At 52.6% G+C, this 24,487-nt stretch carries 33 protein-coding genes and 1 pseudogene; 31 read left to right on the forward strand and 3 right to left on the reverse strand.

The window, feature by feature from the left end:
* Nucleotides 1–114 precede the first annotated feature (114 nt).
* From ACLJTG_RS19520 to ACLJTG_RS19555, 8 genes are all read left to right on the forward strand, one after another.
* Nucleotides 115–213 carry a hypothetical protein gene (locus ACLJTG_RS19520; RefSeq protein WP_223151200.1) on the forward strand — a complete coding sequence of 33 codons (99 nt, stop codon included), beginning with the start codon at nucleotides 115–117 and terminating at the stop codon, nucleotides 211–213.
* Between the two features lie 271 nt (nucleotides 214–484).
* A complete protein-coding gene (locus tag ACLJTG_RS19525; protein ID WP_000911593.1) occupies nucleotides 485–733 on the forward strand; it encodes a hypothetical protein in 249 nt (82 codons plus the stop codon).
* A 62-nt stretch (nucleotides 734–795) separates the two neighbouring features.
* Nucleotides 796–1,398 (forward strand): DUF1367 family protein, encoded by a 603-nt coding sequence (locus ACLJTG_RS19530; protein ID WP_000929790.1) that lies wholly within the window; start codon nucleotides 796–798, stop codon nucleotides 1,396–1,398.
* Nucleotides 1,398–1,604: a hypothetical protein gene (locus tag ACLJTG_RS19535; protein WP_001241016.1), complete on the forward strand. Its 207-nt coding sequence runs from the start codon at nucleotides 1,398–1,400 to the stop codon at nucleotides 1,602–1,604. Before ACLJTG_RS19530 ends, ACLJTG_RS19535 begins: the two co-directional genes overlap by 1 nt.
* A gap of 2 nt (nucleotides 1,605–1,606) precedes the next feature.
* Nucleotides 1,607–2,218, forward strand: a complete 612-nt coding sequence (locus tag ACLJTG_RS19540; RefSeq protein WP_001096547.1) for a recombination protein NinG — start codon at nucleotides 1,607–1,609, stop codon at nucleotides 2,216–2,218.
* Complete coding sequence (locus tag ACLJTG_RS19545) at nucleotides 2,215–2,361, forward strand: YlcG family protein (protein ID WP_001617856.1); 147 nt, start codon at nucleotides 2,215–2,217, stop codon at nucleotides 2,359–2,361. Before ACLJTG_RS19540 ends, ACLJTG_RS19545 begins: the two co-directional genes overlap by 4 nt.
* Nucleotides 2,351–3,148 (forward strand): antitermination protein, encoded by a 798-nt coding sequence (locus tag ACLJTG_RS19550; RefSeq protein ID WP_001047630.1) that lies wholly within the window; start codon nucleotides 2,351–2,353, stop codon nucleotides 3,146–3,148. The genes ACLJTG_RS19545 and ACLJTG_RS19550 overlap by 11 nt, the downstream gene beginning before the upstream one ends.
* A gap of 398 nt (nucleotides 3,149–3,546) precedes the next feature.
* Nucleotides 3,547–3,672, forward strand: coding sequence for a hypothetical protein (locus ACLJTG_RS19555; protein WP_001534733.1), 126 nt, complete (start codon nucleotides 3,547–3,549; stop codon nucleotides 3,670–3,672).
* A 135-nt stretch (nucleotides 3,673–3,807) separates the two neighbouring features.
* Here the strand turns inward: ACLJTG_RS19555 and ACLJTG_RS19560 are convergent, their stop codons facing one another.
* Complete coding sequence (locus ACLJTG_RS19560; protein ID WP_000798705.1) at nucleotides 3,808–4,257, reverse strand: hypothetical protein; 450 nt, start codon at nucleotides 4,255–4,257, stop codon at nucleotides 3,808–3,810.
* Between the two features lie 360 nt (nucleotides 4,258–4,617).
* Nucleotides 4,618–5,304: pseudogene (gtgA, locus tag ACLJTG_RS19565) on the reverse strand (type III secretion system effector protease GtgA).
* Between the two features lie 275 nt (nucleotides 5,305–5,579).
* Between gtgA and ACLJTG_RS19570 the strand changes: the two are divergent.
* The 4 genes from ACLJTG_RS19570 to ACLJTG_RS19585 all read left to right on the forward strand — a co-directional run bounded on the left by ACLJTG_RS19570 (nucleotide 5,580) and on the right by ACLJTG_RS19585 (nucleotide 7,644).
* Nucleotides 5,580–5,909, forward strand: a complete 330-nt coding sequence (locus ACLJTG_RS19570; protein WP_001574216.1) for a phage holin, lambda family — start codon at nucleotides 5,580–5,582, stop codon at nucleotides 5,907–5,909.
* The gene (locus ACLJTG_RS19575; RefSeq protein ID WP_000984583.1) at nucleotides 5,893–6,345 is read left to right on the forward strand and encodes a lysozyme; all 453 of its coding nucleotides are present in this window, start codon (nucleotides 5,893–5,895) and stop codon (nucleotides 6,343–6,345) included. The genes ACLJTG_RS19570 and ACLJTG_RS19575 overlap by 17 nt, the downstream gene beginning before the upstream one ends.
* 17 nt (nucleotides 6,346–6,362) lie before the next feature.
* On the forward strand, nucleotides 6,363–6,812 hold the full coding sequence (locus tag ACLJTG_RS19580; protein ID WP_031607240.1) for a lysis protein: 450 nt from the start codon (nucleotides 6,363–6,365) through the stop codon (nucleotides 6,810–6,812).
* Between the two features lie 328 nt (nucleotides 6,813–7,140).
* Nucleotides 7,141–7,644 carry a hypothetical protein gene (locus tag ACLJTG_RS19585; RefSeq protein WP_001252721.1) on the forward strand — a complete coding sequence of 168 codons (504 nt, stop codon included), beginning with the start codon at nucleotides 7,141–7,143 and terminating at the stop codon, nucleotides 7,642–7,644.
* A gap of 256 nt (nucleotides 7,645–7,900) precedes the next feature.
* Here ACLJTG_RS19585 and pliG read toward each other — a convergent pair whose 3' ends face one another.
* A complete protein-coding gene (gene pliG, locus ACLJTG_RS19590; RefSeq protein ID WP_000669693.1) occupies nucleotides 7,901–8,302 on the reverse strand; it encodes a g-type lysoyme inhibitor PliG in 402 nt (133 codons plus the stop codon).
* A gap of 285 nt (nucleotides 8,303–8,587) precedes the next feature.
* Here pliG and ACLJTG_RS19595 point away from each other — a divergent pair, with 285 nt between their 5' ends.
* Genes ACLJTG_RS19595 through ACLJTG_RS19685 form a run of 19 tightly spaced genes read left to right on the forward strand, consistent with a single transcriptional unit; the run spans nucleotide 8,588 to nucleotide 24,434 of the window.
* The gene (locus ACLJTG_RS19595) at nucleotides 8,588–9,133 is read left to right on the forward strand and encodes a terminase small subunit (RefSeq protein WP_001102153.1); all 546 of its coding nucleotides are present in this window, start codon (nucleotides 8,588–8,590) and stop codon (nucleotides 9,131–9,133) included.
* Complete coding sequence (locus ACLJTG_RS19600; RefSeq protein WP_000623092.1) at nucleotides 9,105–11,036, forward strand: phage terminase large subunit family protein; 1,932 nt, start codon at nucleotides 9,105–9,107, stop codon at nucleotides 11,034–11,036. Before ACLJTG_RS19595 ends, ACLJTG_RS19600 begins: the two co-directional genes overlap by 29 nt.
* Nucleotides 11,020–11,223: a phage head-tail joining protein gene (locus ACLJTG_RS19605; RefSeq protein WP_000201415.1), complete on the forward strand. Its 204-nt coding sequence runs from the start codon at nucleotides 11,020–11,022 to the stop codon at nucleotides 11,221–11,223. Before ACLJTG_RS19600 ends, ACLJTG_RS19605 begins: the two co-directional genes overlap by 17 nt.
* Nucleotides 11,220–12,800, forward strand: coding sequence for a phage portal protein (locus tag ACLJTG_RS19610; RefSeq protein ID WP_000831821.1), 1,581 nt, complete (start codon nucleotides 11,220–11,222; stop codon nucleotides 12,798–12,800). The genes ACLJTG_RS19605 and ACLJTG_RS19610 overlap by 4 nt, the downstream gene beginning before the upstream one ends.
* Complete coding sequence (locus tag ACLJTG_RS19615; RefSeq protein WP_001189498.1) at nucleotides 12,790–14,286, forward strand: S49 family peptidase; 1,497 nt, start codon at nucleotides 12,790–12,792, stop codon at nucleotides 14,284–14,286. Before ACLJTG_RS19610 ends, ACLJTG_RS19615 begins: the two co-directional genes overlap by 11 nt.
* Before the next feature lie 12 nt (nucleotides 14,287–14,298).
* The gene (locus ACLJTG_RS19620) at nucleotides 14,299–14,646 is read left to right on the forward strand and encodes a head decoration protein (protein ID WP_000011260.1); all 348 of its coding nucleotides are present in this window, start codon (nucleotides 14,299–14,301) and stop codon (nucleotides 14,644–14,646) included.
* A gap of 54 nt (nucleotides 14,647–14,700) precedes the next feature.
* Entirely contained in the window at nucleotides 14,701–15,729 is a 1,029-nt protein-coding gene (locus tag ACLJTG_RS19625; RefSeq protein ID WP_000522566.1) for a major capsid protein, read from the forward strand.
* Between the two features lie 57 nt (nucleotides 15,730–15,786).
* Nucleotides 15,787–16,152, forward strand: coding sequence for a DNA-packaging protein FI (locus ACLJTG_RS19630; protein ID WP_000201485.1), 366 nt, complete (start codon nucleotides 15,787–15,789; stop codon nucleotides 16,150–16,152).
* Nucleotides 16,153–16,162: 10 nt separating this feature from the next.
* A complete protein-coding gene (locus ACLJTG_RS19635) occupies nucleotides 16,163–16,540 on the forward strand; it encodes a head-tail joining protein (protein WP_000083293.1) in 378 nt (125 codons plus the stop codon).
* Nucleotides 16,527–17,105, forward strand: a complete 579-nt coding sequence (locus tag ACLJTG_RS19640; protein WP_000677089.1) for a phage tail protein — start codon at nucleotides 16,527–16,529, stop codon at nucleotides 17,103–17,105. Before ACLJTG_RS19635 ends, ACLJTG_RS19640 begins: the two co-directional genes overlap by 14 nt.
* The gene (locus ACLJTG_RS19645; RefSeq protein WP_000033885.1) at nucleotides 17,102–17,503 is read left to right on the forward strand and encodes a phage minor tail U family protein; all 402 of its coding nucleotides are present in this window, start codon (nucleotides 17,102–17,104) and stop codon (nucleotides 17,501–17,503) included. The genes ACLJTG_RS19640 and ACLJTG_RS19645 overlap by 4 nt, the downstream gene beginning before the upstream one ends.
* Before the next feature lie 7 nt (nucleotides 17,504–17,510).
* Nucleotides 17,511–18,257, forward strand: a complete 747-nt coding sequence (locus ACLJTG_RS19650; protein ID WP_000971953.1) for a phage tail tube protein — start codon at nucleotides 17,511–17,513, stop codon at nucleotides 18,255–18,257.
* 50 nt (nucleotides 18,258–18,307) lie between these two features.
* Complete coding sequence (gene gpG / locus ACLJTG_RS19655; protein ID WP_268199954.1) at nucleotides 18,308–18,703, forward strand: phage tail assembly chaperone G; 396 nt, start codon at nucleotides 18,308–18,310, stop codon at nucleotides 18,701–18,703.
* The gene (locus ACLJTG_RS19660; RefSeq protein WP_010989052.1) at nucleotides 18,700–19,038 is read left to right on the forward strand and encodes a phage tail assembly protein T; all 339 of its coding nucleotides are present in this window, start codon (nucleotides 18,700–18,702) and stop codon (nucleotides 19,036–19,038) included. Before gpG ends, ACLJTG_RS19660 begins: the two co-directional genes overlap by 4 nt.
* Nucleotides 19,010–22,105, forward strand: coding sequence for a phage tail tape measure protein (locus ACLJTG_RS19665; protein ID WP_000372075.1), 3,096 nt, complete (start codon nucleotides 19,010–19,012; stop codon nucleotides 22,103–22,105). The genes ACLJTG_RS19660 and ACLJTG_RS19665 overlap by 29 nt, the downstream gene beginning before the upstream one ends.
* A 2-nt stretch (nucleotides 22,106–22,107) precedes the next feature.
* The gene (locus tag ACLJTG_RS19670; RefSeq protein WP_000447369.1) at nucleotides 22,108–22,437 is read left to right on the forward strand and encodes a phage tail protein; all 330 of its coding nucleotides are present in this window, start codon (nucleotides 22,108–22,110) and stop codon (nucleotides 22,435–22,437) included.
* Nucleotides 22,438–22,446: 9 nt separating this feature from the next.
* Entirely contained in the window at nucleotides 22,447–23,145 is a 699-nt protein-coding gene (locus ACLJTG_RS19675; RefSeq protein ID WP_001152689.1) for a phage minor tail protein L, read from the forward strand.
* A 6-nt stretch (nucleotides 23,146–23,151) separates the two neighbouring features.
* A complete protein-coding gene (locus ACLJTG_RS19680) occupies nucleotides 23,152–23,889 on the forward strand; it encodes a C40 family peptidase (protein ID WP_000662741.1) in 738 nt (245 codons plus the stop codon).
* Complete coding sequence (locus ACLJTG_RS19685; RefSeq protein WP_000246124.1) at nucleotides 23,787–24,434, forward strand: tail assembly protein; 648 nt, start codon at nucleotides 23,787–23,789, stop codon at nucleotides 24,432–24,434. The genes ACLJTG_RS19680 and ACLJTG_RS19685 overlap by 103 nt, the downstream gene beginning before the upstream one ends.
* Nucleotides 24,435–24,487: the final 53 nt, after the last annotated feature.

Here is a 24,487-nt window from a genome sequence, read left to right on the forward strand (position 1 = left end):
TTCAATGGCCTGCGAGTCTGGTCAACATGCTTTTCGATGCCGGTTGGCCATGATGCCAGTATGGTTAACTGGCATCATGGCAGCATAATTTTGCCGGATAAGTCAACCGCAGCGATGTTAATCGTCCTGATTATCATCTGCATCACTGTCACAGTGACTGCACCAGTAACGAGGAGAGACTGCGATCGAACCGGCCAGACAGAGAGGAGGTAGTTGTCTTCATTGCTAAGTAAGAGACCTTGGGGGATGAATCTCCGTCACCTGTGATGTGTCAGACAACCTCAATGTACCCGTACTTAATACCTGCGCCGGCGGTTTTTTTAATGTCCGGGAAATGAGCATGTCAAAAAATAACCAGTTATAAGATTATAAATAGAACACAGAGAAAATGTCATTGCACATGGTCAAAAAATAACCATATTTATTGATGATGATAATTAATAGTCTCCTATATATTCATGGTGAGCATGAAGATGCTTTAAAAATGCTCAAGTTCGTTATCTATGGAGACACCGTGAAAAATTTAAATAAAACATTCACTTGTAAATATGCTGTTATTCGCCGTGATGACATGACAGTAATTGCTGAAATGGATTTTTTTCCTGACTGCAACAGGTCATTGATGTATCGGGATGGCCGCTATGTCCGGTTTCTGCCGTTGTTGCAAAATGACATCATGGGGAGCGATACCCTGATTAATGAGCTAACTATCAGAGCCGGTTATCATGAATAATCATCCTTTGTTATACTCGCTTGCGGGCTGAACTCCCAATCTACTGCGCCACGGAGAATACCATGGCGCACGAATTACAACTCATCAAGCAGTCATCTGGAATTCTGATCCCCGCAACGCCGGAGACCAGTGATATTCTGCAATCAAAAATCAAACTCGGCGCCGTGCTGGTGGCTGAGTTCCGTCAGGTGAGGAATCCTGCATTCCATCGCCGCTTTTTCGCGTTGCTTAATCTTGGGTTTGAATACTGGGAACCCACCGGCGGCGCCATTTCTGCCAATGAGCGCAAACTGGTAAACGGTTATGCAAAGTTTCTCGCTGCATATGGCGGGAATGAAAGCGCATTACTGGATGCGGCTGAACAGTATCTGGAACAGATTGCAAACCGCCGGGTAACAAACGGGATTAGCCTGTGTAAATCATTCGATGCCTACCGCGCATGGGTGACGGTTGAGGCTGGTCACTATGACGCCATCCAGTTACCGGACGGCACCCTTCGCAAACATCCCCGCAGCATCGCTTTTTCCAGCATGGATGAGGTCGAATTTCAGCAGTTGTATAAATCCGCGCTTGATGTTCTCTGGCGCTGGATTTTATCACGTACATTCCGTACTCAGCGCGAGGCCGAGAACGCCGCCGCCCAGCTCATGAGCTTTGCGGGGTGATGGCGATGAAATACTCCTGGTTCCATCATCACGACTGTACAACCGAGCAGGCCGACACTCTGATATCGGATTATCAGAAGCGGGGCATAAGGACAGAAAAGAGCCTGAACCCTGACTTCATTACCTGGACTGTCAGCGCGAAATTACCTGAATATGCACACCGGGTGCGGACGCCAAAATCCTTACGCCAAAAGGTCTGGGGGTGAACATGGCTAAATTACCGCGCCGTAAGTGCGCAAACAAAGAATGCCGCCAGTGGTTTCACCCGATACGCGAGGGGCAGATCGTTTGCTCGTACCAGTGCGCCAGCGCCGTCGGCAAAGAACAGACCAGAAAAGCTCGCGAAGCCGCGCAACGTAAGGCGCAATCCCTTCAGCGCGCCGCTGAGAAAAAAGAACGCGCCGCCTGGCGCCAGCGGAAAGCCGCGGTTAAGCCGCTGAAACACTGGATTGACTTGACGCAGCGCGCCGTAAATGACATTTGCCGCGAAACCGAACTGGCAGAAGGACTCGGTTGCATCTCCTGTGGAACGAAGACGGCATTCGCATGGCATGCAGGCCATTACAGGAGTACGGCCGCCGCCGGGCATCTGCGCTTTACTCGCTTCAACATCCATCTTCAGTGTGATGTCTGCAACGTCTACAAATCAGGGAACATCGAAGCATATCGTGCCGCGCTGGTTGAGCGTTACGGTGAGGCTGCGGTGCTGGCACTCGAGAACAATAACACCCCGCACCGCTGGACGGTCGAGGAGCTGAAGGAAATCAGGCTCGCGGCTCTGGCGGATCTGCGTGCGCTAAAAAAGCTGGAGGCCGCATGAAACCAGAACTGATCGAGATACTCCGCATGCGCTGGTTGCGTCTCCGAATTTATCGATACCGGGGATCTTTTCCTGTGGCATACCGCATTCTTCGTAATTACGTCCGCATTGAAGCAAAACGGGAGCATCGAAATGAATCTTGAGTCCTTACCGAAATATTTTTCACCTAAATCCATGATGCCCGGCGCAGTACCATGCGGAATAACGTCTGATACGCTGACTATTACTGACGTAATGGCATCCCTCGGGCTACTTACTGCAAAAGCCGCAGTGGGTATTGAATTGTATCTTGCAAAAGCTGGGGTTTTATCTTCTGAAAATATCATCGCCTATATCAGGCTATTAGCAGAGCAGCGTGCAGAACGGCATGGGGCATTACGGAAAATGGAAGAGGGTAAGCGTTCAAAATTTCTCGACACTATGGCGCGTTATGTATTTCGCGATTATTCCCTCAGCGCGGCCAGCCTGGTGACGTGCAGTAGCTGTCATGGTGCTAAATTAATTGATGCTGAGGTTTTCACGAACAAGGTTACCTACCCGGATGGTAAGCCACCAAAATGGGTAAAAGATACGAAAGGTATTTCTCCGTCCGACTGGGAGGTGTGGAAATCAGTTCGTGAGCAGGTGCGCGTAGTGTGTAAGGCGTGTGATGGCAAAGGCCATGTGAAAAATGAATGTCGTTGCCGGGGACGCGGAGAAATTCTCGATAAGAAAAAATCTGAGTTGCAGGGCGTGCCGGTTTATAAAAAATGCCCAAGATGCAAGGGAAGAGGCTACCCACGTCTCAAAGATACCGAGATTTTTAAAGCACTAGGAGTAACGGAAATGGTATGGCGGTACAACTATAAACTGTTTTTCGATCGGCTGGTGGAGCATTGCCATATTGAGGAATCGTATGCAGAAAAGGTTCTGGGAAACGTGACTCGATGACCAAAATAATTTAGCTATTGCAAACTTAACGGAAAATGGCTAACCTGATTCCAACGATGGGTTATTATGCCTGTGATGTTACAAGAATTAAGAACCTCGCCTCGGCGGGGTTTTCTTTTATGGATTCCCGACGCCAATAAGACAAAGTGCGGGGAGTGATGCGGAGTCTACATGTTCCAGCCGACCGCAAAGCTCACACAGGCAGGACCACAATCTGATACCGCGATAGCTTTTGCTGATCGCGCCGGAGCGGTAACCGGCAACAATTTAAGCCTCGGTGATTGCCGGGGCTTTTCTGTTTGTGCCGTCCGGAATAATCCCTCTGAGTTTTGTCGTTAATCCACCGGGCGGCCTTCCTACTTCACACTGCGCCATCCGAGCTATCGGAGGTGAGGCTTATGAAAATGCACAACGATCCCCATTCAATGGACTCACAATCTATTTTTGCTGGCTCACAATTACTGCCAATGGAAAAAACTTCTCATTTGGCTCTGAGCGTCGGATTTCGCTCTCACTTAGCGTGAGTCCACGTCCGATTTCAGTTGCAGTTATTGTGAGCCAAAATTTGCGCTGATTGCGAGTCTGACTTTTTTCGATTGTGAGTCGTTACAGATAGCCGCCGGGCCAGACACCACAACGGTACCAGGTGGCGTTATGTGCTAGAAACCGAAATTCTTGAACATCTCATTACTACTCATATCGTTGGCTGGCGCACGGTTCATCGACTCCATCTGCTTAATCAACCCTATGCTAGCACCAACAGGCCCCCCGACGCTGAAACCGACGCTGCTGGAGCGGGTTTTGCTGGTGCTACTGCTGTGGGTTTGACTACGGGTGTTACAGTTGCTTTGGTGTGTCCGTGTGAGACCATTTTCGTTGAGCTGGCTATCTTCACTTTGGGTGCAGTTTCCCTGTGACTGGCTGTGACTGTCTCCTGTGGTGTGGTTGCGGCTATCCGTGTGCCACTCGCTATAGCCTCCCGCCGGCGCAATGATTCCGACCGATGTACCGTGGGTGGCATAGGGAGGCATGACCATGCCACTACAGCCACCGAGCAGTAACGCGGTGCCGACGATAAAAATGAACTTACCCAGAGCGGTGTTTTTCATTAGTTCCTACCTATTTCTTCTCGTTGGTTATTTCTATGCCCTGCCTTGGCAGGGCTCGCTATTATTCATTCTTCAACTGTGAGATCAAGTTATTTTAATTAAATCGGTATTATTCTTAATTGTGTTCTTTATGAATAAATATCCTCCGGCTATGCCGGAGGATATTTATTATTTCCCCTCATAACTGAGAGGCCCCACACAACCAGAGGGGGATGAATGTCCGAATCGATTTCTGGTACTGGGTTAGCAGGTGGCATCCTGACAGGAGCCAGTGTCTATGGACTGCTGACCTGTATTAGCTCAGACCTGAACTGGTTACTGTGTTGTAGCATCGTGGGATTTTGCATTTTTTGATGAGTGTCAATTACTAAATTCGTAGGCGATTCTTGGTGGTGATGTGTGACCCATCTCTTTTAAAATGATATTGGTATACTCGACTACCGGGCCTCTTGGATTACTGTCTTCTTTGTCCTGAAGGTGAGTCAACGCGTGTACAACTTCATGAATAAATGAGCGTGTTGTATCAAATTGTTGTGGGCCATCATTACTTTCATAGTACTCTGGTATTGAATCATCGTCTGTATCATCCAGGTTGAGGGCAATCACTTTTCTGCCTTCTGAACTCTCCTGGTCCTCATCAGTTACGGTAGTACCAAAGTTTTCTCCGGCTCCCAGCAACCAGCGTTATTCTACATCATGCAATTCCTGGTCGTAGGCATAATTCATCAGTCTGCGGAATGTCCCGCTTTGAGTGTATGCATCTTCAAGTATGCGTGATAGCACCTCACGGCATTCATCATAGGTATCATCATCAATTTCGATATCAGGATCCATTCCTCCTGGTCCAGAGATAAGGTATTCAGCAAGACACATTGGTTCCAGCCTGGCTTTATCATCGGTAGCAAGACCATCATGTTGGAGGCGTAATTGAGAAGGATTATCTTGGTGTTCTGGAAGGTCTGGAAATACCTTGCTGTCATGAGGATGGGATAATCCATATGTTGACATCATATTATTGATAAATATTGGTTTAATTCCCGTTGGCATGATGAGTTACACATCCTTTTTATTACATGGAATTAACATTCTATAAATAGCATGTTTTTGTCAAACAGAATTCACTCAGCACGCAATCAATTAAGCTAAAAGCTAAATTTGCAGTATTTGTGCCTCACCTCCATTAAAATTGTACTCTGCGTGATTTTACTTTCAGATTCTGCAACCACAGGCAATCCTGTTTTACAAGATATTAAACCCTGCAACCCAACCATTTCACTCACTCTAGTTACCATCCGAAATCATCGGAGGTGAGGCTTATGAAAATGAATGACAAGACTCCTGAATTCTGGGCTGCGGTTTTGACCGGACTCAAAAATGCGTGGCCCCAGATACTTGGGGCGTTAATGGCCGGACTCATTGCCTACGGCCGACTGATATACGACGGCGCCACCCGTAAAAATAAATGGCTTGAGGGCGTCCTGTGTGGCGCTCTTTCCTTATGTGTCACCAGTGCGCTTGATGTGGTAGGCCTGCCGGTTTCCATTTCGCCTTTCGTTGGCGGAATTATTGGCTTTGTCGGTGTGGACAAGCTGCGCGAAATCGCAATTAGCGCACTCAAAAAACGTGCAGGGGTTAATGATGAGAATCAGTGAAAAAGGCATTACCCTAATCAAAGAGTTTGAAGGTTGTAGCCTGACAGCTTATCCGGACCCGGGAACGGGGGGAGATCCCTGGACGATTGGTTATGGCTGGACCCACTCTGTTGACGGTAAGCCAGTTAAGCCCGGAATGATGATTGACGAGGCTACTGCCGAGCGCTTGCTTAAAACTGGTTTAGTCGGTTATGAAAATGATGTGTCCAAACTGGTTAAGGTCAAGTTGACGCAAGGCCAGTTTGATGCGCTGGTGTCGTTCGCGTACAACCTCGGCGCCCGGACATTATCCTCATCAACTCTGCTGCGGAAGCTAAACGCTGGTGATTACGCCGGCGCCGCTGATGAGTTCCTGCGCTGGAATAAGGCTGGTGGCAAAGTACTGAACGGGCTTACCCGTCGGCGTGAGGCGGAGCGTGCTCTGTTCCTGTCATGATGTTCAACTGGAAAACGATGTTTGTTGGCCTGTTGCTCGTCTCGCTAATTGTTGCCGGTCGGCTGGCAAATCACTACCGCAATAACGCTATCACTTACAAGTACCAGCGTGATACTGCTACTCACAACCTGAAGCTGGCGAACGAGACAATTACCGACATGACGAAGCGCCAGCGTGACGTTGCCGCCCTCGATGCAAAATACACAAAGGAACTAGCTGATGCACAAAACAGGAATACTGATTTGCAGCGCCGCCTTGCTGCTGGTAGCCGGGTGCGCGTCGAAGGGCGATGTTCAGTGCCCACCCGGACCGAAACCGCCAGCACCAGCCGCGTGGGCAATGCTGCCACCGTCGAACTCTCTCCAGGTGCTGGACAAAACGTTCTCAATATCCGCGCCGGAATCATCAGCGACCAGGAAAAACTGAAGTATTTGCAGGAGTACATCCGGACGCAATGTCTGAAATAAAAGACCCGGAGATGGACACCTGCATCTCCGGGCGGAAGACAAACATGTTCAGAATCGTCATTAAAAGCACGCCATGAAATCTTATTTAGTTGTTTCTGGAGACTATAACCAGTGAAATAATCCCCAGATAATTGATGATATAACATAACAAAACATTAGCCAGTCTGACCACTGGCTTTTTTACATCTGTCAACGAGCCCCGGACAAAATGAGCGGACAGAACTGAAACCTGATAACAAGGAAAATTAATGAAGGCAAAATTATTCGTACTGGCCCTGGTATGTGTGTCCCTCGCCGGTTGTACAACGCTTTATTATCGGTAATGACTATGCGCCGTATATTAGCCACCGCTGCCGCACTTTGTCTTGGCGGCTGCATTACTGTGTATGGTCCGGTTAAAACGGGCGGGCAGCAACAGCAGGACAGCCAGTCCGGGCAGCAGCCAGGGATGAGCGAACAGATATCAACCTCATTCATCGGTAACCGTAAACCGGATGAGTTGCTGAATGCCGTGGCGCTGTATTTCAGGGAGAAAGCCATCACAGCCAGTGTTAACGACCAGACCACAGGAATTATCGCCGGTACCGGGGATGACCCGGAACTGAGTTCGTTGTATCTGGACTGTTCACTGTTACCGCAGACACAAAATATCCAGGAGCATTACCGTATCGTCGCGCAGGTCTGGAGTGCCGGTGAAGGCAGTAATGTTTCGGTAATGGTGACAGGCACTGCCGGACTGGATACTGCCGACGGTAACGATAAGGTGAAGCCGGTGGAGTGTAAAAGTACCGGGATATTTGAAAAAGATTTGCAGGAACGGCTACGTAAGTAGTCTGAGAAACTTCGTAAATAAAAAATCCCCGCAGGAGGGAAAAGGAGCTTACCTGCGGGGGAGTTTCAGAAATGCATAAACATGATAATGTCTCTGGGTCTTCGTACTACCACATCGCGCTTTTATAGTACTGACGTAAGCCAGTTTTCGTACACCTCAAAAACGTAACCAGACGCTAAAAACTGGTACACCTCATGAAATAACCCAGTGGCTGAAAAGTTTGGTGTTGGAACGAATCCCCTGACCAGGCTGGCATTTATTTTATCTGAATATTGACGCTGTATTTTTTCGCTTTGTTTTTACGGGCTTCATTACGTGTCTGAAGTACTCTCAGTTCGTATTTTCCGGACGCCGGTAGCGTGTACTGGCCATTGCCATCCAGTTCAGATGAATATCTGGACAGGTCAACGGAATCGCTAATTCCTGGCCCGAACAGGTAGGTATCTGCGCCTTCATTCGAAATACTTACATGTACTTTCTGCCCCTTTCTGGCCTGGAAGTTATATGTATCGTAATCGTATCCCTTTATTACGCCGGAATAGCGGGCGCTATTTTGTCCTTTATCGAATTCGACATTCACGTTTTTACCAGTTGCAAAGCCAGCTGAGGTTAGCAGTGCAAAAAGAAAAACAGTTTTAGCGATACTCTTGAATTTCATATGTAAGACCCTCAGTCAGCGTTAAAATGATTAATTGTTATATTGTAATAATAACTGTTCGGTTTTTTCCAGGGTCCTTTCCGGGAATTCTGCCTGTTACGGGGCGGCAGCGTCGCAGGATTTCACTCCTTATGAAAATTTTCAGGGAAAAGCCAGATCCGTTCTTCTTATCGTTTATTTCCTGTTTTTAAAGGTTTTTTTAGAAAAAAGAAAGGATCTGCTGGATAACGTTTTTAGTTAAAAACGAAGATCGCAGATCCTTTCCTGTTTCCGGGAGACTTTTCCATGAACGTGAACAAAAAAAAACTGGCTGAAATTTTTGGTTGTGACGTCAGAACTGTCACAGCCTGGCAAAGCCAGGGGCTGCCACTTGTTTCCGGAGGAGGAAAAGGTAACGAAGCAGTGTTCGACACCGCGGCAGCGATTTCATGGTACGCGGAGCGTGATGCGTCTATTGAAAATGAAAAGCTGCGTAAAGAGGTTGATGATTTACGTGCCGCTGCGGAATCAGATCTTAATCCCGGCACCATCGACTATGAGCGCTACCGCCTGACAAAAGCCCAGGCGGATGCGCAGGAACTTAAAAATGCTGAGCGCGAAGGGCTGGTTCTTGAGACCGAACTGTTCACCTACATCCTGCAACGGGTGGCTCAGGAAATAGCAGGGATACTGTCAAGGGTACCGCTGGTATTACAGCGCAAATATCCTGATCTGTGCCAGTCGCACATCGATGTGGTCAGAACGGAAATCGCCAGGGCGTCAGGCAGGGCCGCCACGATAGCGGATGTGGAGAAGTGGACCGATGATTTCCGGAGAGCGCAGGGCGAATAATGCCAACAGAGCCATAACTAACGGGCTGATAGCGCTTCATATTCCCGTACCGCTTACCACCGTGCAGTGGGCTGATAAGTATTACTATCTGCCAAAAGAGTCCTCCTACACCCCCGGCAAATGGGAAACGCTGCCGTTTCAGGTAGCGATAATGAACGCGATGGGGTATGAACTGATCCGCGTTGTAAACCTCATTAAGTCTGCCCGCGTGGGCTATACCAAAATGTTGCTGGGGGTGGAAGGCTATTTCATAGAGCACAAGTCGCGCAACAGCCTGCTGTTCCAGCCGACCGACTCATCCGCTGAGGATTTTATGAAATCCCACGTGGAGCCGACTATCAGGGATGTTCCTGTATTGCTGGAGCTGGCCCCCTGGTTCGGGCGTAAACATCGTGATAACACGCTCACCCTGAAACGCTTTTCTTCCGGTGTCGGGTTCTGGTGCCTCGGCGGTGCAGCAGCCAAAAACTACCGTGAAAAATCGGTGGATGTGGTCTGCTATGACGAATTGTCATCTTTTGAGCCGGATGTCGAGAAAGAAGGTTCGCCGACGCTGCTGGGGGATAAACGTATTGAAGGTTCTGTCTGGCCTAAATCCATTCGGGGCTCCACACCAAAAGTCAAAGGGTCATGCCAGATTGAAAAGGCGGCAAATGAATCGGCGCATTTTATGCGTTTTCATGTACCGTGTCCGCACTGTGGCGAAGAACAGTACCTTAAATTCGGTGATGGCAGTACGCCGTTCGGTCTGAAATGGGAGAAAAGCAAGCCGGAGACGGTGTATTACCTTTGTGAACATAATGGATGCGTGATCCGTCAATCGGAACTTGATCAGAAAGCAGGCCGCTGGATTTGCGATAACACAGGCATGTGGACACGCGATGGACTGGCTTATTTCAGCGCGTCCGGTGAGGAGGTTCCGCCGCCACGATCCATTACCTTTCATATCTGGACGGCTTACAGTCCCTTTACCACCTGGATACAGATTATTTATGACTGGCTGGATGCGCTGAAAGATCCAAATGGTGTGAAAACCTTTATAAACACCACGTTGGGCGAGCCTTATGAAGAGGCGGTGGCCGAAAAACTCAGCCATGAGCTTTTGCTGGAAAAAGTGATTCATTATGCGGCGCCGGTTCCGGAGCGGGTGGTGTATCTGACCGCTGGTATCGACTCCCAGCGTAACCGTTATGAAATGTATGTCTGGGGCTGGGCGCCGGGCGAAGAGGCTTTCCTTATTGATAAGCAAATTATCATGGGACGGCATGATGATGAAGATACCCTGCAGCGTGTGGATGCCGTCATTAATAAAAAATATCGTCATGCTGACGGGACGGATATTTCCATTTCCCGTATCTGCTGGGATATCGGCGGTATCGATGCAGAAATCGTCTATAAACGCTCAAAAAAACACGGCATTTTCCGCGTGCTGCCTGTCAAAGGGGCCTCCGTTTACGGAAAACCCGTTATTACCATGCCTAAAAAACGCAACCAGAGCGGGGTATTCCTGTGCGAAATCGGTACTGATACTGCCAAAGAAATGCTTTACGCCAGAATGGGGGCGGTTACTGCGCCTGCCGACGAAGCCACGCCTTATGCGATCCGCTTTCCGGATAATCCGGATGTTTTTACGGAGGTGGAAGCGAAGCAACTGGTAGCCGAAGAGCTGGTGGAGAAACTGGTTAACGGAAAATTCCGGCTGTTATGGGATGCCAAAGGACGTCGTAACGAAGCGCTGGATTGTCTTGTCTATGCCAGTGCAGCGTTACGGGTGTCTGTGCAGCGCTGGCAACTGGATCTGGAGGCGCTGGCGACATCAAGGAAAAGCGAAGAGCAGGATACCCCGACACTTGAACAACTGGCCGCAATGCTGGCAGGAGGAGTTAATGGCAACAATCACTGAGCTACAGGAAGCCCGCGTCGCGCTGCATGACCTGATGACGGGAAAACGGGTGGCGACGGTTCAGAAAGACGGGCGACGGGTTGAATTTACCGCGACATCGGTAGGGGATCTGAAAAAATATGTCGCGGAACTTGAGGCGTCACTGTGCAATGGTCGCCGCCGGGCACCTGTGGGGGTGAGACTGTGAAGCGCACCCCGGTTCTGGTGGATGTTCACGGCACGCCGCTGCGGGAAAGTCTGGGATACACCGGCGGGGGGATCGGTTTCGGCGGACAGATGGCTGACTGGATGCCCCCGGCGGAAAGCGTGGATGCCGCGCTGCTGCCTTCGTTGCGCCTCGGCAATGCGCGGGCTGATGATCTGGTCCGTAATAATGGTATTGCAGCAAATGCGGTGGCGCTGCACAAGGATCATATTGTCGGACACCTGTTTCTTATCAGCTATCGTCCAAACTGGCGCTATCTTGGTATGCGTGAGAGCGCAGCGAAGAGTTTTGTGGATGAGGTTGAAGCTGCATGGACAGAATATTGCGATGGTATTTTTGGCGAAATGGATGCCGAGGGGAAGCGTACTTTTACAGAGTTCATCCGTGAAGGCGTGGGCGTTCACGCCTTTAATGGTGAAATTTTTCTCCAGCCTGTCTGGGACGCTGAAACCACGCAGGTTTTCCGTACCCGATTCAAGGCTGTCAGTCCGAAACGGGTGGACACGCCGGGGTATGCCCGCGGAAACCGCCAGCTTCGCGCAGGAGTGGAAACGGACCGGAATGGAAAAGCCCTCGCCTATCATGTCTGTGATGATGACTGGCCGGTGGCTGGTGGGGAACGCTGGACCCGTATTCCTCGTTTTCTGCCGTCCGGACGACCCGCGATGTTACATATTTTCGAGCCGGTTGAGGACGGACAGACGCGCGGTGCCAATCAGTTTTACAGTGTGATGGAGCGGCTGAAGATGCTTGATACCCTGCAGGCAACGCAGCTTCAGTCCGCGATTGTCAAAGCCATGTACGCCGCCACGATCGAAAGCGAACTCGATTCCGAGAAAGCCTTTGAATACATCACGGCGGCAGATAACAAAGATACGCCCCTTGTTAACATGCTGGCAAATTATGCCCGCTATTACAGTACCAACAGTATCAAACTGGGCGGTGTAAAAATTCCCCACCTGTACCCGGGTGATGAGCTGAATCTGCAGACTGCGCAGGATTCCGATAATGGCTTTTCAGCGCTGGAGCAGGCGCTGCTCCGGTATATTGCCGCCGGGCTGGGGGTCTCTTATGAGCAGCTTTCGCGTGATTATTCTCAGGTCAGCTATTCCAGCGCCCGCGCATCTGCCAATGAGTCCTGGCGCTATTTCCTGGGGCGGCGCCGGTTCATTGCCGGACGGCTGGCGACACAAATGTTTTCCTGCTGGCTGGAGGAGGCGCTGATACGGGGAGTTATCCGGGCACCCCGGGCCAGGTTTTCCTTCTGGGAGGCCCGATCCAGCTGGAGCCGCTCGGAGTGGATTGGTGCCGGACGTATGGCGATTGACGGACTCAAGGAGGTTCAGGAATCCGTGATGCGTATTGAGGCCGGGCTGAGTACCTATGAAAAAGAACTCGCCATTATGGGCGAGGATTACCAGGAGATATTCCGCCAGCAGGTCAGGGAATCCGAAGAACGGCGGGCAGCCGGACTTTCGCGTCCGGTATGGATCACTGATACCTATCAACAACAGATCGCGGCGAGCCGTCAGACGGAGGAGGAAAAGCGTGCAACGTAATCTCCCGCACATCATCAGCCAGGCAACCAGTGCTCCGTTGCTGCTTGAACCCGCCTATGCGCGGGTTTTCTTTTGCGCGCTGGGCAGGGAGTCAGGCATTAACAGCCTGCACATTCCCGGTAATAACGAAAGTCTGGATCAGTCGGATATGGCACTGGTCACAGGCGATTTTATGGCGACCGGAAAGCCGCAGGCACGTTTTTATCAGGTAGTGAACGGTATTGCGGTATTACCCGTGACCGGAACACTGGTTCATAAACTCGGCGGAATGCGTCCCTTTTCAGGGATGACCGGATATGACGGTGTCACTGCCCGGCTACAACAGGCGGTTTCAGATCCGGAGGTAAAAGGCATTCTGCTGGATATTGACAGTCCCGGCGGTCAGGCTGCCGGGGCGTTTGACTGTGCTGACATGATTTACCGGATGCGCGAACAGAAACCTGTCTGGGCACTGGCAAATGAAACAGCCTGTTCGGCGGCCATGTTGCTGGCGGCAGCCTGTTCGCACCGCCTTGTGACCCAGACGTCCAGAATGGGATCAATTGGTGTGGTGATGGCGCATACCAGCTACGCCGAAAAACTGAAACAGGAAGGGATCGATATCACCCTTATCTATTCTGGCGCACACAAGGCTGATCTGACGCCCAGCCAGAAATTACCGGAAAGCGTCCATGCCGACTACCAGCAGCGAATGGACGAGGCCAGAAAGATGTTTGCAGAAAAAGTGGCCCGGTACACGGGGTTGTCTGTCGATGCGGTAATGGCGACGGAGGCGGCAGTGTATGACGGGCAGGCCATTATCACTACCGGACTGGCAGATGGAATGGTGAATGCTGCTGACGCCATCGGCGTGATGGCAGAAGCTATCAACAGTAACAAGACAGGAGGCACTATGCCTGAATTAAGTGCAGCTGACGCTGTCACGCAGGAAAACCAGCGCGTAATGGGAATTCTGGGTTGCCCGGAGGCCAGGGGGCATGAGGCACTGGCACAGATGCTGGCCGGGCAGCCGGGAATGAGCGTTGCTCAGGCGAAGTCTATTCTGGCTGCCGCCGCGCCGACGGACACGACCAGCACCGCTGACCGTATCCTTGCCCTGGAAGAAGCTGGTGGTCGGGAAACACTCGCACAGACACTGGCGGCCATGCCAGAGATGACGGTGGAACAGGCCAGAACCATTCTGGCAGCATCGCCGATCGCTGCGGCAACGTCACTTCATGATGCCGTGATGGCGCTTGATGAGGCGAAAGGCCGTGAAGAGTTGGCGGAAAAACTGGCTGTCATGCCTGGTATGACCACAGATCAGGCCCGTGACCTGCTGGCTGCCGCGCCGGACAAATCCGGTAATGCGGGGCTGAGCATGAACAACGCATTTGATGCTTTCATGCAGTCTCATTCCCCGGGCCCCATATCCGGCGGCAAAGGCCACAGTAATGATACCGAAACGACGTTGTTGATGAGTATTCCCGGTACTTCAGCCACCTGATAAGGAGACAGTATGTCATTTACCACCACTATTGAGAAACGTGCGGATAACCGCATTTTCGCCGGTAACGATCCGGCACATACCGCAACGGGAGTCAGCGGTATAACGGCGGCCACACCGATGCTGACGCCCCTGATGCTGGATGATACCACCGGGAAACTGGTGGCCTGGGACGGGCAGAAGGCCGGAACGGCAGTCGGGGTTCTGGCCCTTGAGCTGGACGGGTCGGAAAACCTGCTGACGTACTGGAAGAGCGGCACCTTTGCCACAGAATCACTGGCATGGCCGAAGAGTGTGGATGCCATTAAGCAGGCAAATGCATTCGCCGGAAGCGCCGTCAGTCACGCCGCTTTACCGTAATAAGAAGGCCGCGAAGCGGCCTTTATCGTATTTAACGTCCGGAGGACACCATTTATGGGATTGTTTACCACCCGCCAGTTGCTGGGTTATACCGAGCAGAAAGTTAAATTTAACCCACTCTTCCTGAGCCTGTTTTTTCGCCGTACTGTGACATTTCCTACCCAGGAAGTCATGCTGGACAAAATTACCGGAAAAACACCGATTGCCGCTTATGTATCTCCGGTGGTAGGAGGGAAGGTTCTGCGTAACCGCGGCGGGGAAACGCGCGTACTGCGTCCGGGGTATGTCAAACCGAAGCATGAAGTTAACTATGCGCAGGTTGTTGAGCGTCTGCCGGGTGAAGACCCGGCCAGGCTTAACGATCCGGCCTACCGTCGTCTGCGCATTCTGACCGATAACCTGAAGCAGGAAGAGAAGGCCATCGTCCAGGTGGAGGAGATGCAGGCCGTCAGTGCGGTGCTGAACGGGAAATACACCATGCAGGGCGAGCAGTTTGACACCGTGGAGGTGGATTTTGGTCGCTCAGCCGGGAATAACATTATTCAGGCCACAGGTAAAAAATGGTCAGAGCAGGACAGGGAAACCTTTGACCCGACTTATGATCTGGATATGTACTGCGACCAGGCATCCGGTCTGATCAATATTGCCGTGATGGACGGGAAAGTCTGGCGTCTGCTGAACGGTTTTAAGCTGTTCCGTGAAAAACTGGATACACGCCGCGGTTCAAATTCTCAGCTGGAAACGGCGGTGAAGGACCTTGGGGCTGTGGTGTCGTTCAAGGGGTATTACGGAGATTTGGCCATTGTGGTGGCTAAAACATCCTATGTTGCTGATAACGGGACCGAAAAGCGTTACCTGCCTGAAGGGACTCTGGTTCTGGGAAATACGGCGGCAGAAGGTATCCGCTGCTATGGTGCCATTCAGGATTCACAGGCGCTCGCGGAGGGTATTGTTGCCGCCACCCGTTATCCCAAACACTGGCTGACGGTGGGGGACCCGGCGAATGAATATACCATGACGCAGTCTGCGCCGCTGATGGTCCTGCCGGACCCGGATGAGTTTGTCATTGTCACTGTCGGTTAAGCATCCCAAAAGGCCTGATTCAGGCCTTTATTGTTACAAATTGCGGGAGGATCTTTTATGGCAACAAAAGAAGAGAATATACAGCGTCTGCGGGAGCTTGCGACGCGGCTTGGTCGTGATCCGGATGTGTCCGGGAGCGCCGCTGAACTCAGCCAGCGTGTCATGGAATGGGAAGAGGAAGCGGAGGCGGAGGCGGAGCATTTGCCTGCTGTGGAAAATGACAGTGATGAATCCATAGTGCCGCCCGGGATCGGGCAAAGATCCGAACGGGTACTTATCAGGGCGCTTCGTACACTACACATCTGCGCCATCGATCCGGACAGTAACCGGGAACTGGATATGGTTATGGCGGGAAACCCGGCGCGTATTTCGCAACACGATGTGGACGAGCTGATTGCTGCAGGACTTATTATTGAACTGTAAGGGTGGCGATATGTCGCAGTCCGAAAACCTGTTTGATACCGCGATTTCTCAGGCTGATGATGCCATCCTCCGGGTGATGGGAACGGTAGCAACAATAACCTCCGGCGTTCTGGCAGGGGCCACGCTTACGGGCGTATTTGACGATCCTGAAAGTGTGTCGTATGCCGCCGGAGGTGTCCGGATTGAGGGGGACAAGCCTACATTTTTTGTCAAAACATCCCTGACAGTCCATCTGAAGCGCCCGGACACACTAACCATTCTCGGTGACACCTTCTGGGTGGATCGCATCACTCCGGCTGGTGGAGACAGCAGTATTATTCTGCTGGGCAGGGGGGAGCCGCCGACGGATAACCGGCGCAGGACGGGAGGAATGTTTGAAAGGGCTTGAAAATGCGATCCGGAATCTGAACAGCCTTGACCGGCAGATGGTTCCCCGGGCCAGTATCTGGGCTGTGAATCGCGTGGCGCAGAAAGCTGTTTCAGTGGCAACCCGTAAGGTGGCGCGGGAGACTGTCGCCGGAGATAACCAGGTAAGAGGACTTCCGCTGAAGCTGGTTCGCCAGAGGGTGAGGTTATTTAAAGCCGGTACAGACGGTAAACGCTCTGCCCGGATACGGATTAACCGGGGAAACCTTCCCGCCATAAAGTTGGGCGCTGCACAGGTCAGGATGAGCAAACGGAGGGGAAAACTGCTGTATCGTGGAAGTGTGCTGAAAATCGGGCCATATCTGTTCCGGGATGCCTTTATTCAGCAACTGGCTAACGGACGCTGGCATGTTATGCGACGCGTTAACGGGAAAAACCGTTATCCAATTGATGTAGTGAAAATTCCTCTTTCCGGACCATTGACTCAGGCATTCGAAAGCGCCACACAAAGCTTGATTGACGAGGAAATACCGAAGCAACTGGGGTATGCCCTGAAACAACAACTGAGGCTTTATCTTTCACGATGAGCAAACACACATTAATCCGCCGGGCCGTTCTGGAAAAGCTGGAATCCGTGACTGGCGCACCTGTCACTCTTTTTGATGGACTTCCTGCTTTCGTAGAACAGGAAGATTTACCCGCAATAGCTGTCTGGCTGACAGACGCACAGTATACAGGCCTTATGACCGATGAGGATGACTGGCAGGCTACTCTCCATACGGCAGTTTTTCTGAGGGCTCAGGCTCCTGATACAGAGCTTGATATCTGGATGGAAGAAAAAATCTTTCCTGCGCTGGAAGAGGTTAGTGGTCTGGAGCGCCTTATCGATACCATGACCCCGCTGGGTTATGACTACCAGCGTGACAGCGAAATGGCAACGTGGGGGATGGCAGAAATTACTTACCGGATCACCTATACCAACTGAGGAGGATATGATGGGAACACCAAACCCACTGGTAAAAACGAAAGGCGCCGGAACCACATTCTGGCTGTATACCGGCAGCGGCGATGCGTTTAAAAATCCACTGGCTGATGATGACTGGCTGCGACTGGCAGGTATTAAGGATCTGCAGCCCGGAGAAATGAGTGCAGATGCGGAAGACGATGACTATCTTGATGATGAAAATGCCGACTGGAAAAGCACTACGCAGGGGCAGAAAAGCGTCGGTGACACCACGGCCACGCTGGCCTGGAAACCCGGTGAGGCCGGACAGAAAAAACTGGTTGAGCTGTTTGACACCGGCGAAGTTCGCGCCTTCCGTATCAGGTATCCTAACGGGACGGTTGATGTGTTCCGCGGCTGGCTGAGTTCACTGGGTAAAACCGTGACGTCCAAAGAGGTGATGACACGCAGCGTAAAAATCACCGGCGTCGGGCGTCCTTCTCTTGCGGAGGAGGATACACCTGACGTAGTCAGCGTATCCGGCGTGACCGTTGCGCCGGCCAGTGCCACGGTGGCTGCCGGAGCCACCACCACGCTGACATTTACGGTAAAACCTGATAACGCGTCAGATAAAACGCTGCAGGTTGCGACCGCCGATCCGCTGATCGCCACCGTCACGCTGAAGGATAATGTGGCCACGGTTAAAGGCGTGAAGGCGGGCAGCGTGAATATTGTTGGTATCAGCAGTGACGGCAGTCTTGTCGCGGTGGCAGCAGTGACAGTGACGGCGTCATAACCCTCTCTTATCAGTCCGCCCCGGTTCCGGGGCTTCTATGGAAAATCATCATGTTTCTCAATACAGACACCTTTAACTACGGTGGGCATTCCATCGTGCTCAGTGAGCTTTCTGCCCTGCAACGTGTGGATTATCTGAAGTTTATTCAGCAGCGGACGGCAGACTATGACGCACAGCCTGAAACCCTGACGGAAGCAGAGCGTCAGACAGAATTTATGCAGATGGGGGGGGATATTAATGCATGGCTGGTATCCCGCTCCCTGTGTGAAAGCAAAAAAGAGGAGGAGGCCCGCGCCCTGTATGAGTCCGTCAGACTGGAATGGTCTTATGAGGCGCTGGGACGTGGCGCTGATATGGTTCTGTCCCTGAGTGGTATGCGTCTTCCGGCATCGCAGGAAGACGACAGCGGGAGTGAAAAGGACACGACCACGCCGGAAAAGTCCTGAACCGGGAGCTGGCGTTTGTGATGCGGCTCGCGCGTGAGTTCCGGCGACCAGACTGGCGGCAGATGCTGGCGGAAATGAGTGCGACAGAGCTGGGTGAGTGGGCGGAGCATTTCGGGAAGAACAGCTTCAGTGACATGTTGCTGGATGCGGAGTTTGCAACGCTGAAATCGCTGATTTCCGGACTGGTTACAGGCACGCATCACGATGCAGAAATGTTCAGCCTGATCACTGATCCTGAGTCGTTGCACGAAAAAACGGATGATGAACTGATGATCCTGGGCGAAGGTATTACCGGAGGTGTCCGCTATGGACCAGATAGCGAACCTGGTCATTGATTTAAGTATCGACAGCGCAGAGTTCCGAAACGAAGTTCCGCGCATTAAAAAATTGCTGAACGATGCGGCTGGTGACTCAGAACGTTCAGCGGCCCGGATGCAGCGTTTTCTGGATAAGCAGACGGAGGCGACGCGCCGGACGTCCGCCAGTCTGGAGCAAGTGACTGCCAGCAGTACCGCGTACAGTTCCGCTGTGGAGAAAAGCGCAGCGGCCAGTACGCGTCTGGCGGCGGATGTGGATCAGACGCGACAGCGGGTGGAGGCACTGGGAAGGAAACTGCGTGAGGAACAGGCGCAGTCAGCGGCTGTGGCGGCAGCACAGGACAGGACAAGTGCTGCTTTTTACCGCCAGATTGACAGTGTAAAACAGTTAAGCGGTGGTCTGCAGGAGCTGCAGCGTATCCAGGCGCAGGTACGACAGGCGAAAGGACGCGGAGATATCTCACAGGGCGATTATCTGGCGCTGGTGTCTGAAACCGCCAGGAAGACCCGTGAGCTTACCGATGCCGAAGCGCTGGCCACGCAGAAAAAAGCACAGTTTATACGCCGCCTGAAAGAGCAGACGACGGTACAGGGCCTCTCCCGTACCGAGCTGCTGCGGGTGAAGGCGGCTGAACTGGGTGTCAGCAGCGCCGCAGATATTTATATCCGTAAACTGGAGCGTACCGGAACTGCCACCCATACGCTAGGACTGAAAAGCGCTGCTGCCCGTCGTGAACTGGGCGTGCTGGCTGGTGAGCTGGCCCGTGGGAATTTCGGGGCACTGCGGGGAAGTGGTATTACGCTCGCTAACCGCGCCGGGTGGATCGAGCAACTGATGTCTCCGAAGGGCATGATGCTCGGCGGGCTGGCTGGCGGCGTGGCTGCTGCTGTTTACGGGCTGGGCAAGGCCTACTATGAAGGCGCTAAGGAAAGCGAGACGTTCAATAAACAGCTTATTCTGACCGGGAGTTATGCCGGAAAAACCACAGGCCAGCTTAATGCGATGGCGAAGTCGCTCGCCGGAAATGGCGTCACGCAGCACGACGCTGCAGGCGTGCTGGCACAGGTGGTCGGTAGCGGAGCGTTTACCGGGCAGGCAGTGGCAATGGTATCCCGTACCGCGACCAGAATGCAGGAAAACGTTGGACAATCAGTGGATGAAACCATCCGCCAGTTTAAACGCCTGCGGGATGATCCGGTGAATGCGGCGAAAGAACTGGACAGGACACTGCATTTTCTGACCTCCACCCAGCTTGAACAAATCAGGGTACTGGGCGAGCAGGGAAGAGTGGCTGATGCCGCGAAAATTGCCATGTCCGCGTATTCGGAAGAAATGAATAAGCGGATGGGAGACGTACACGACAATCTGGGCTGGATTGAAAGAGCATGGAATGCTGTCGGTGATGCGGCGAAGTGGGCATGGGATCGGATGCTGGATATCGGGCGGGAAGATACGCTCGATGAAAAGATCGCGACACTGCAGGAAAAAATCGCGCGCGGCAGAAAAACGCCCTGGACGGTGTCTTCCTCCCAGACTGAATACGATCAGCAGCAGCTGAACGAACTTAAGGAACAGAAACGCCAGAAGGACCTGCTGGATGCGAAGGCGCAGGCAGAGCGTAATTATCAGGAAACGCAGAAACGTCGGAACGAGCAGAATGCCGCGCTGAACCGGGATAATGAAACTGAATCCCTGCGGCACCAACGGGAGGTGGCGCGCATTACCGCCATGCAGTATGCCGATGCTGCTGTACGCAATGCCGCACTGGAGCGCGAAAATGAACGTCATAAAAAGGCGTTGTCACAACAGGCGAAAAAGCCAAAGACTTACCACAACGACGAGGCCAGGCGACTGCTTTTGCAGTACAGCCAGCAACAGGCGCAGACTGAAGGGCAGCTTGCCGCCGCGAAGCTTTCCACGACCGAAAAAATGACGGAAGCGCATAAGCAGCTTTTGTCATTTCAGCAGCGCATCGCTGATTTGTCCGGTAAAAAACTGACGGCGGATGAACAAAGCGTACTGGCACATAAGGATGAAATCGCGCTTGCGCTACAGAAGCTGGATATCTCACAACAGGATTTGCAACACCAGAATGCCCTTAATGAACTGAAGAAAAAGACGCTCACATTGACCAGCCAGCTCGCTGACGAAGAATCCCGCGTCAGGCAACAGCACGCAATGGCGCTGGCCACAATGGGTATGGGCGATCAGCAACGTGGCCGATACGAAGAGCGTCTGAAAATTCAGCAGCACTACCAGGAACAACTGGAGCAGCTTAAACGCGACAGCAAGGCAAAAGGGACATACGGTTCTGACGAATATCGTCAGGCGGAGCAGGCGCTGAAGGGCAGTCTCGATCGCCGGCTGGCTGAGTGGGCGGATTACAATGCGAAAGTTGACGCTGCGCAGGGAGACTGGACGCTGGGGGCGTCGCGGGCGCTGGATAACTTTCTGGCGCAGGGCGGCAATGTGGCAGGCATGACGGAGAACGTTTTCACAAACGCATTTAACGGCATGGCGGACAGTATCGCGAATTTTGCCGTGACCGGAAAGGGCAGTTTCCGGAGCCTGACGGTCTCCATCCTGGCTGACCTTGCAAAAATGGAGGCACGTATTGCGGCTTCTAAACTGTTGGGTTCAGTGCTGGCAATGTTCGGCTTTGGCACATCGGCAGGCGGCAGTACACCATCAGGGGCATACAGTTCTGCGGCGCTGTCGGTTATTCCGAATGCGGACGGCGGCGTGTACCGTTCGGCAGGACTCAGCCAGTACAGCGGCAGCATTGTTAATCGCCCGACATTTTTTGCTTTTGCCAAAGGTGCCGGGGTGATGGGCGAGGCAGGACCGGAGGCAATATTACCACTTCGTCGTGGTGCTGACGGTAAGCTGGGTGTCGTGGCAGCCGGTTCAGGAGGGATGGCGATGTTTGCGCCTGAGTACAACATTGAAATCCACAACGACGCCGGCAACGGACAGATTGGTCCGCAGGCATTACAGGCCGTATATAACATTGGAAAAAAAGCCGCCATTGATTTCTGGCAACAGCAGTCGCGTGACGGGGGTATTGCTGGAGGAGGGCGATAACAATGGAAACATTTAACTGGAAGATCCGCCCTGATATGACAGTGGAATCAGAACCAAAAGTCACCTCCATAAAACTGGGTGACGGGTATGAACAACGGCGTCCAGCCGGGCTGAACAACCATCTGGCGAAGTATAACGTAACGGTCCGGATTCGTAAGGGAGAACATCAGAACCTTGAGGCATTTTTATCCCGCCACGGTGGAGTGAAATCCTTTCTCTGGACGCCGCCTTATACCTGGACACAAATTCGGGTGATTTGCCGCAAATGGTCGATTAACGTTGGCTCTCTTTGGGTGACTGTGACCACGACTTTTGAACAGGTTGTTATCTGAGGAGGAGTGATGCAGGACATTTCGCAGGATACGCTGAACGAATCCGCTAAACTGGCGCAGTCCGCCAGGATCACTTTGTGGGAAATCGATCTGACACAGTCTGGCGGTGATCGTTATTTTTTTTGTAACGAGGCAAATGAAAAGGGGGAGGCGGTTACCTGGCAGGGACGGAAATATGACGTTTATCCTGTAGACGGTTGCGGATTTGAAATGAACGGCAAAGGCGCAGCTGCGCGCCCGTCACTGAAGGTATCCAATCTTTACGGTATGGTGACCGGAATGGTGGAGGATTTGCATAGCCTGGTTGGGGCGACGGTCATCCGCAGGATAGTATATGCCCGGTTTCTCGATGCCGTGAATTTTCAAAACGGCAACCAGGAGGCTGACCCGGAGCAGGAATCCGTAAGCCGATGGGTGATCGAGCAGTGCAGTGATCTGACGGCGGTAAGTGCGACATTTGTCCTGGCAACACCGACTGAAACGGACGGATGTGTCTTCCCCGGGCGAATTATGCTGGCCAATACCTGTACATGGATATACCGCTCTGACGAATGCGGTTATACGGGACCAGCTGTCGCAGATGAATTTGATAACCCTACCGCCGATCCGGCAAAAGATGCCTGCAGCCGCTGCGCCCGGGGATGCGCCCTGCGTAACAATACCGGAAACTTTGGCGGTTTCCTCTCCATTAATAAACTTTCACAGTAAATCATCATGAAAGAACAGGATATTCTGGCGCACGCCCGACGGTGTGCGCCTGCGGAGTCGTGCGGCTTCGTGGTGAGAACACAGGCGGGAGAACGGTATCTCCCCTGTGTGAATATTTCTGCCGCGCCGGAGGATTATTTCCGTATGGCGCCGGAGGACTGGCTGAGGGCTGAAACGCAGGGGGATATTGTGACGCTGGTTCACAGCCATCCTGGCGGCCAGCCGTATCTGAGCGATGTGGACCGCAGGCTGCAGGTTCAAAGCGACCTGCCGTGGTGGCTGGTATGCGCCGGCCAGGTACATAAATTCCGCTGTGTGCCACACCTGACCGGACGGCATTTTAAACATGGGGTTTTTGACTGTTACACGCTGTTCCGTGATGCCTATCATCTGGCGGGGATTGATATGCCGGATTTTCACCGGGACGACGACTGGTGGCGGCATGGTGACAATCTCTATCTGGATAATCTGGAGACGACGGGGTTTTACCGTGTCAGCGCAGCCAGTGCGCAGCCCGGCGACGTGTTGATTTGCTGCTTTGGCTCCTCCGTTCCGAACCACGCAGCGATTTACTGCGGCGACGGAGAGCTGCTGCACCATATTCCTGAACAACTGAGTAAACGTGAGAGGTATACCGACAAATGGCAACGACGCACGCACTCCATCTGGCGACACCGGGCATGGCGCGCATCTGCCTTTACGGGGATCTGCAACGATTTTGCCGCCGCGTCAGCCTGCAGGTAGCCAGTGGTGCTGAAGCTGTCCGGGCACTGGCGGTACAGTTGCCCGGTCTCCGGCAGAAACTGAACGACGGCTGGTATCAGGTACGCATAGCCGGAGACGATGTTACGGCTGATACCCTGACAACCAGCCTGCATGACCCGCTGCCGCCTGGCGCGGTGATTCATATTGTGCCGCGTCTGGCCGGGGCCAAATCTGGCGGGGTGTTTCAGGCGGTGCTTGGTGCGGCGCTGATTGCCGTTGCCTGGTGGAACCCGGCAGGCTGGCTGGGAGCGGCGGCGGTATCCGGTATGTATATGACCGGGGCGTCGATGGTTCTGGGCGGTGTGGCGCAGATGCTGGCACCAAAACCTAAAATGTCCGAAATGAGGCAGACCGATAACGGCAGGCAGAACACGTATTTCTCGTCGCTGGATAATATGGTTGCCAACGGTAACACGTTGCCGGTGCTGTACGGCGAGATGCAGGTGGGGTCACGCGTGATTTCCCAGGAAGTCAGTACCGCTGATGAAGGAGATGGTGGTCAGGTTGTGGTGATTGGCCGCTGACAACAGAACAGATTCAGACAGAACCGCCTCCGGGCGGTTTTGTCGTTTTACGG

This window comes from Salmonella sp. SAL00672 (assembly GCF_046552175.1).
Taxonomy (GTDB): Bacteria; Pseudomonadota; Gammaproteobacteria; order Enterobacterales; family Enterobacteriaceae; genus Salmonella; species Salmonella enterica.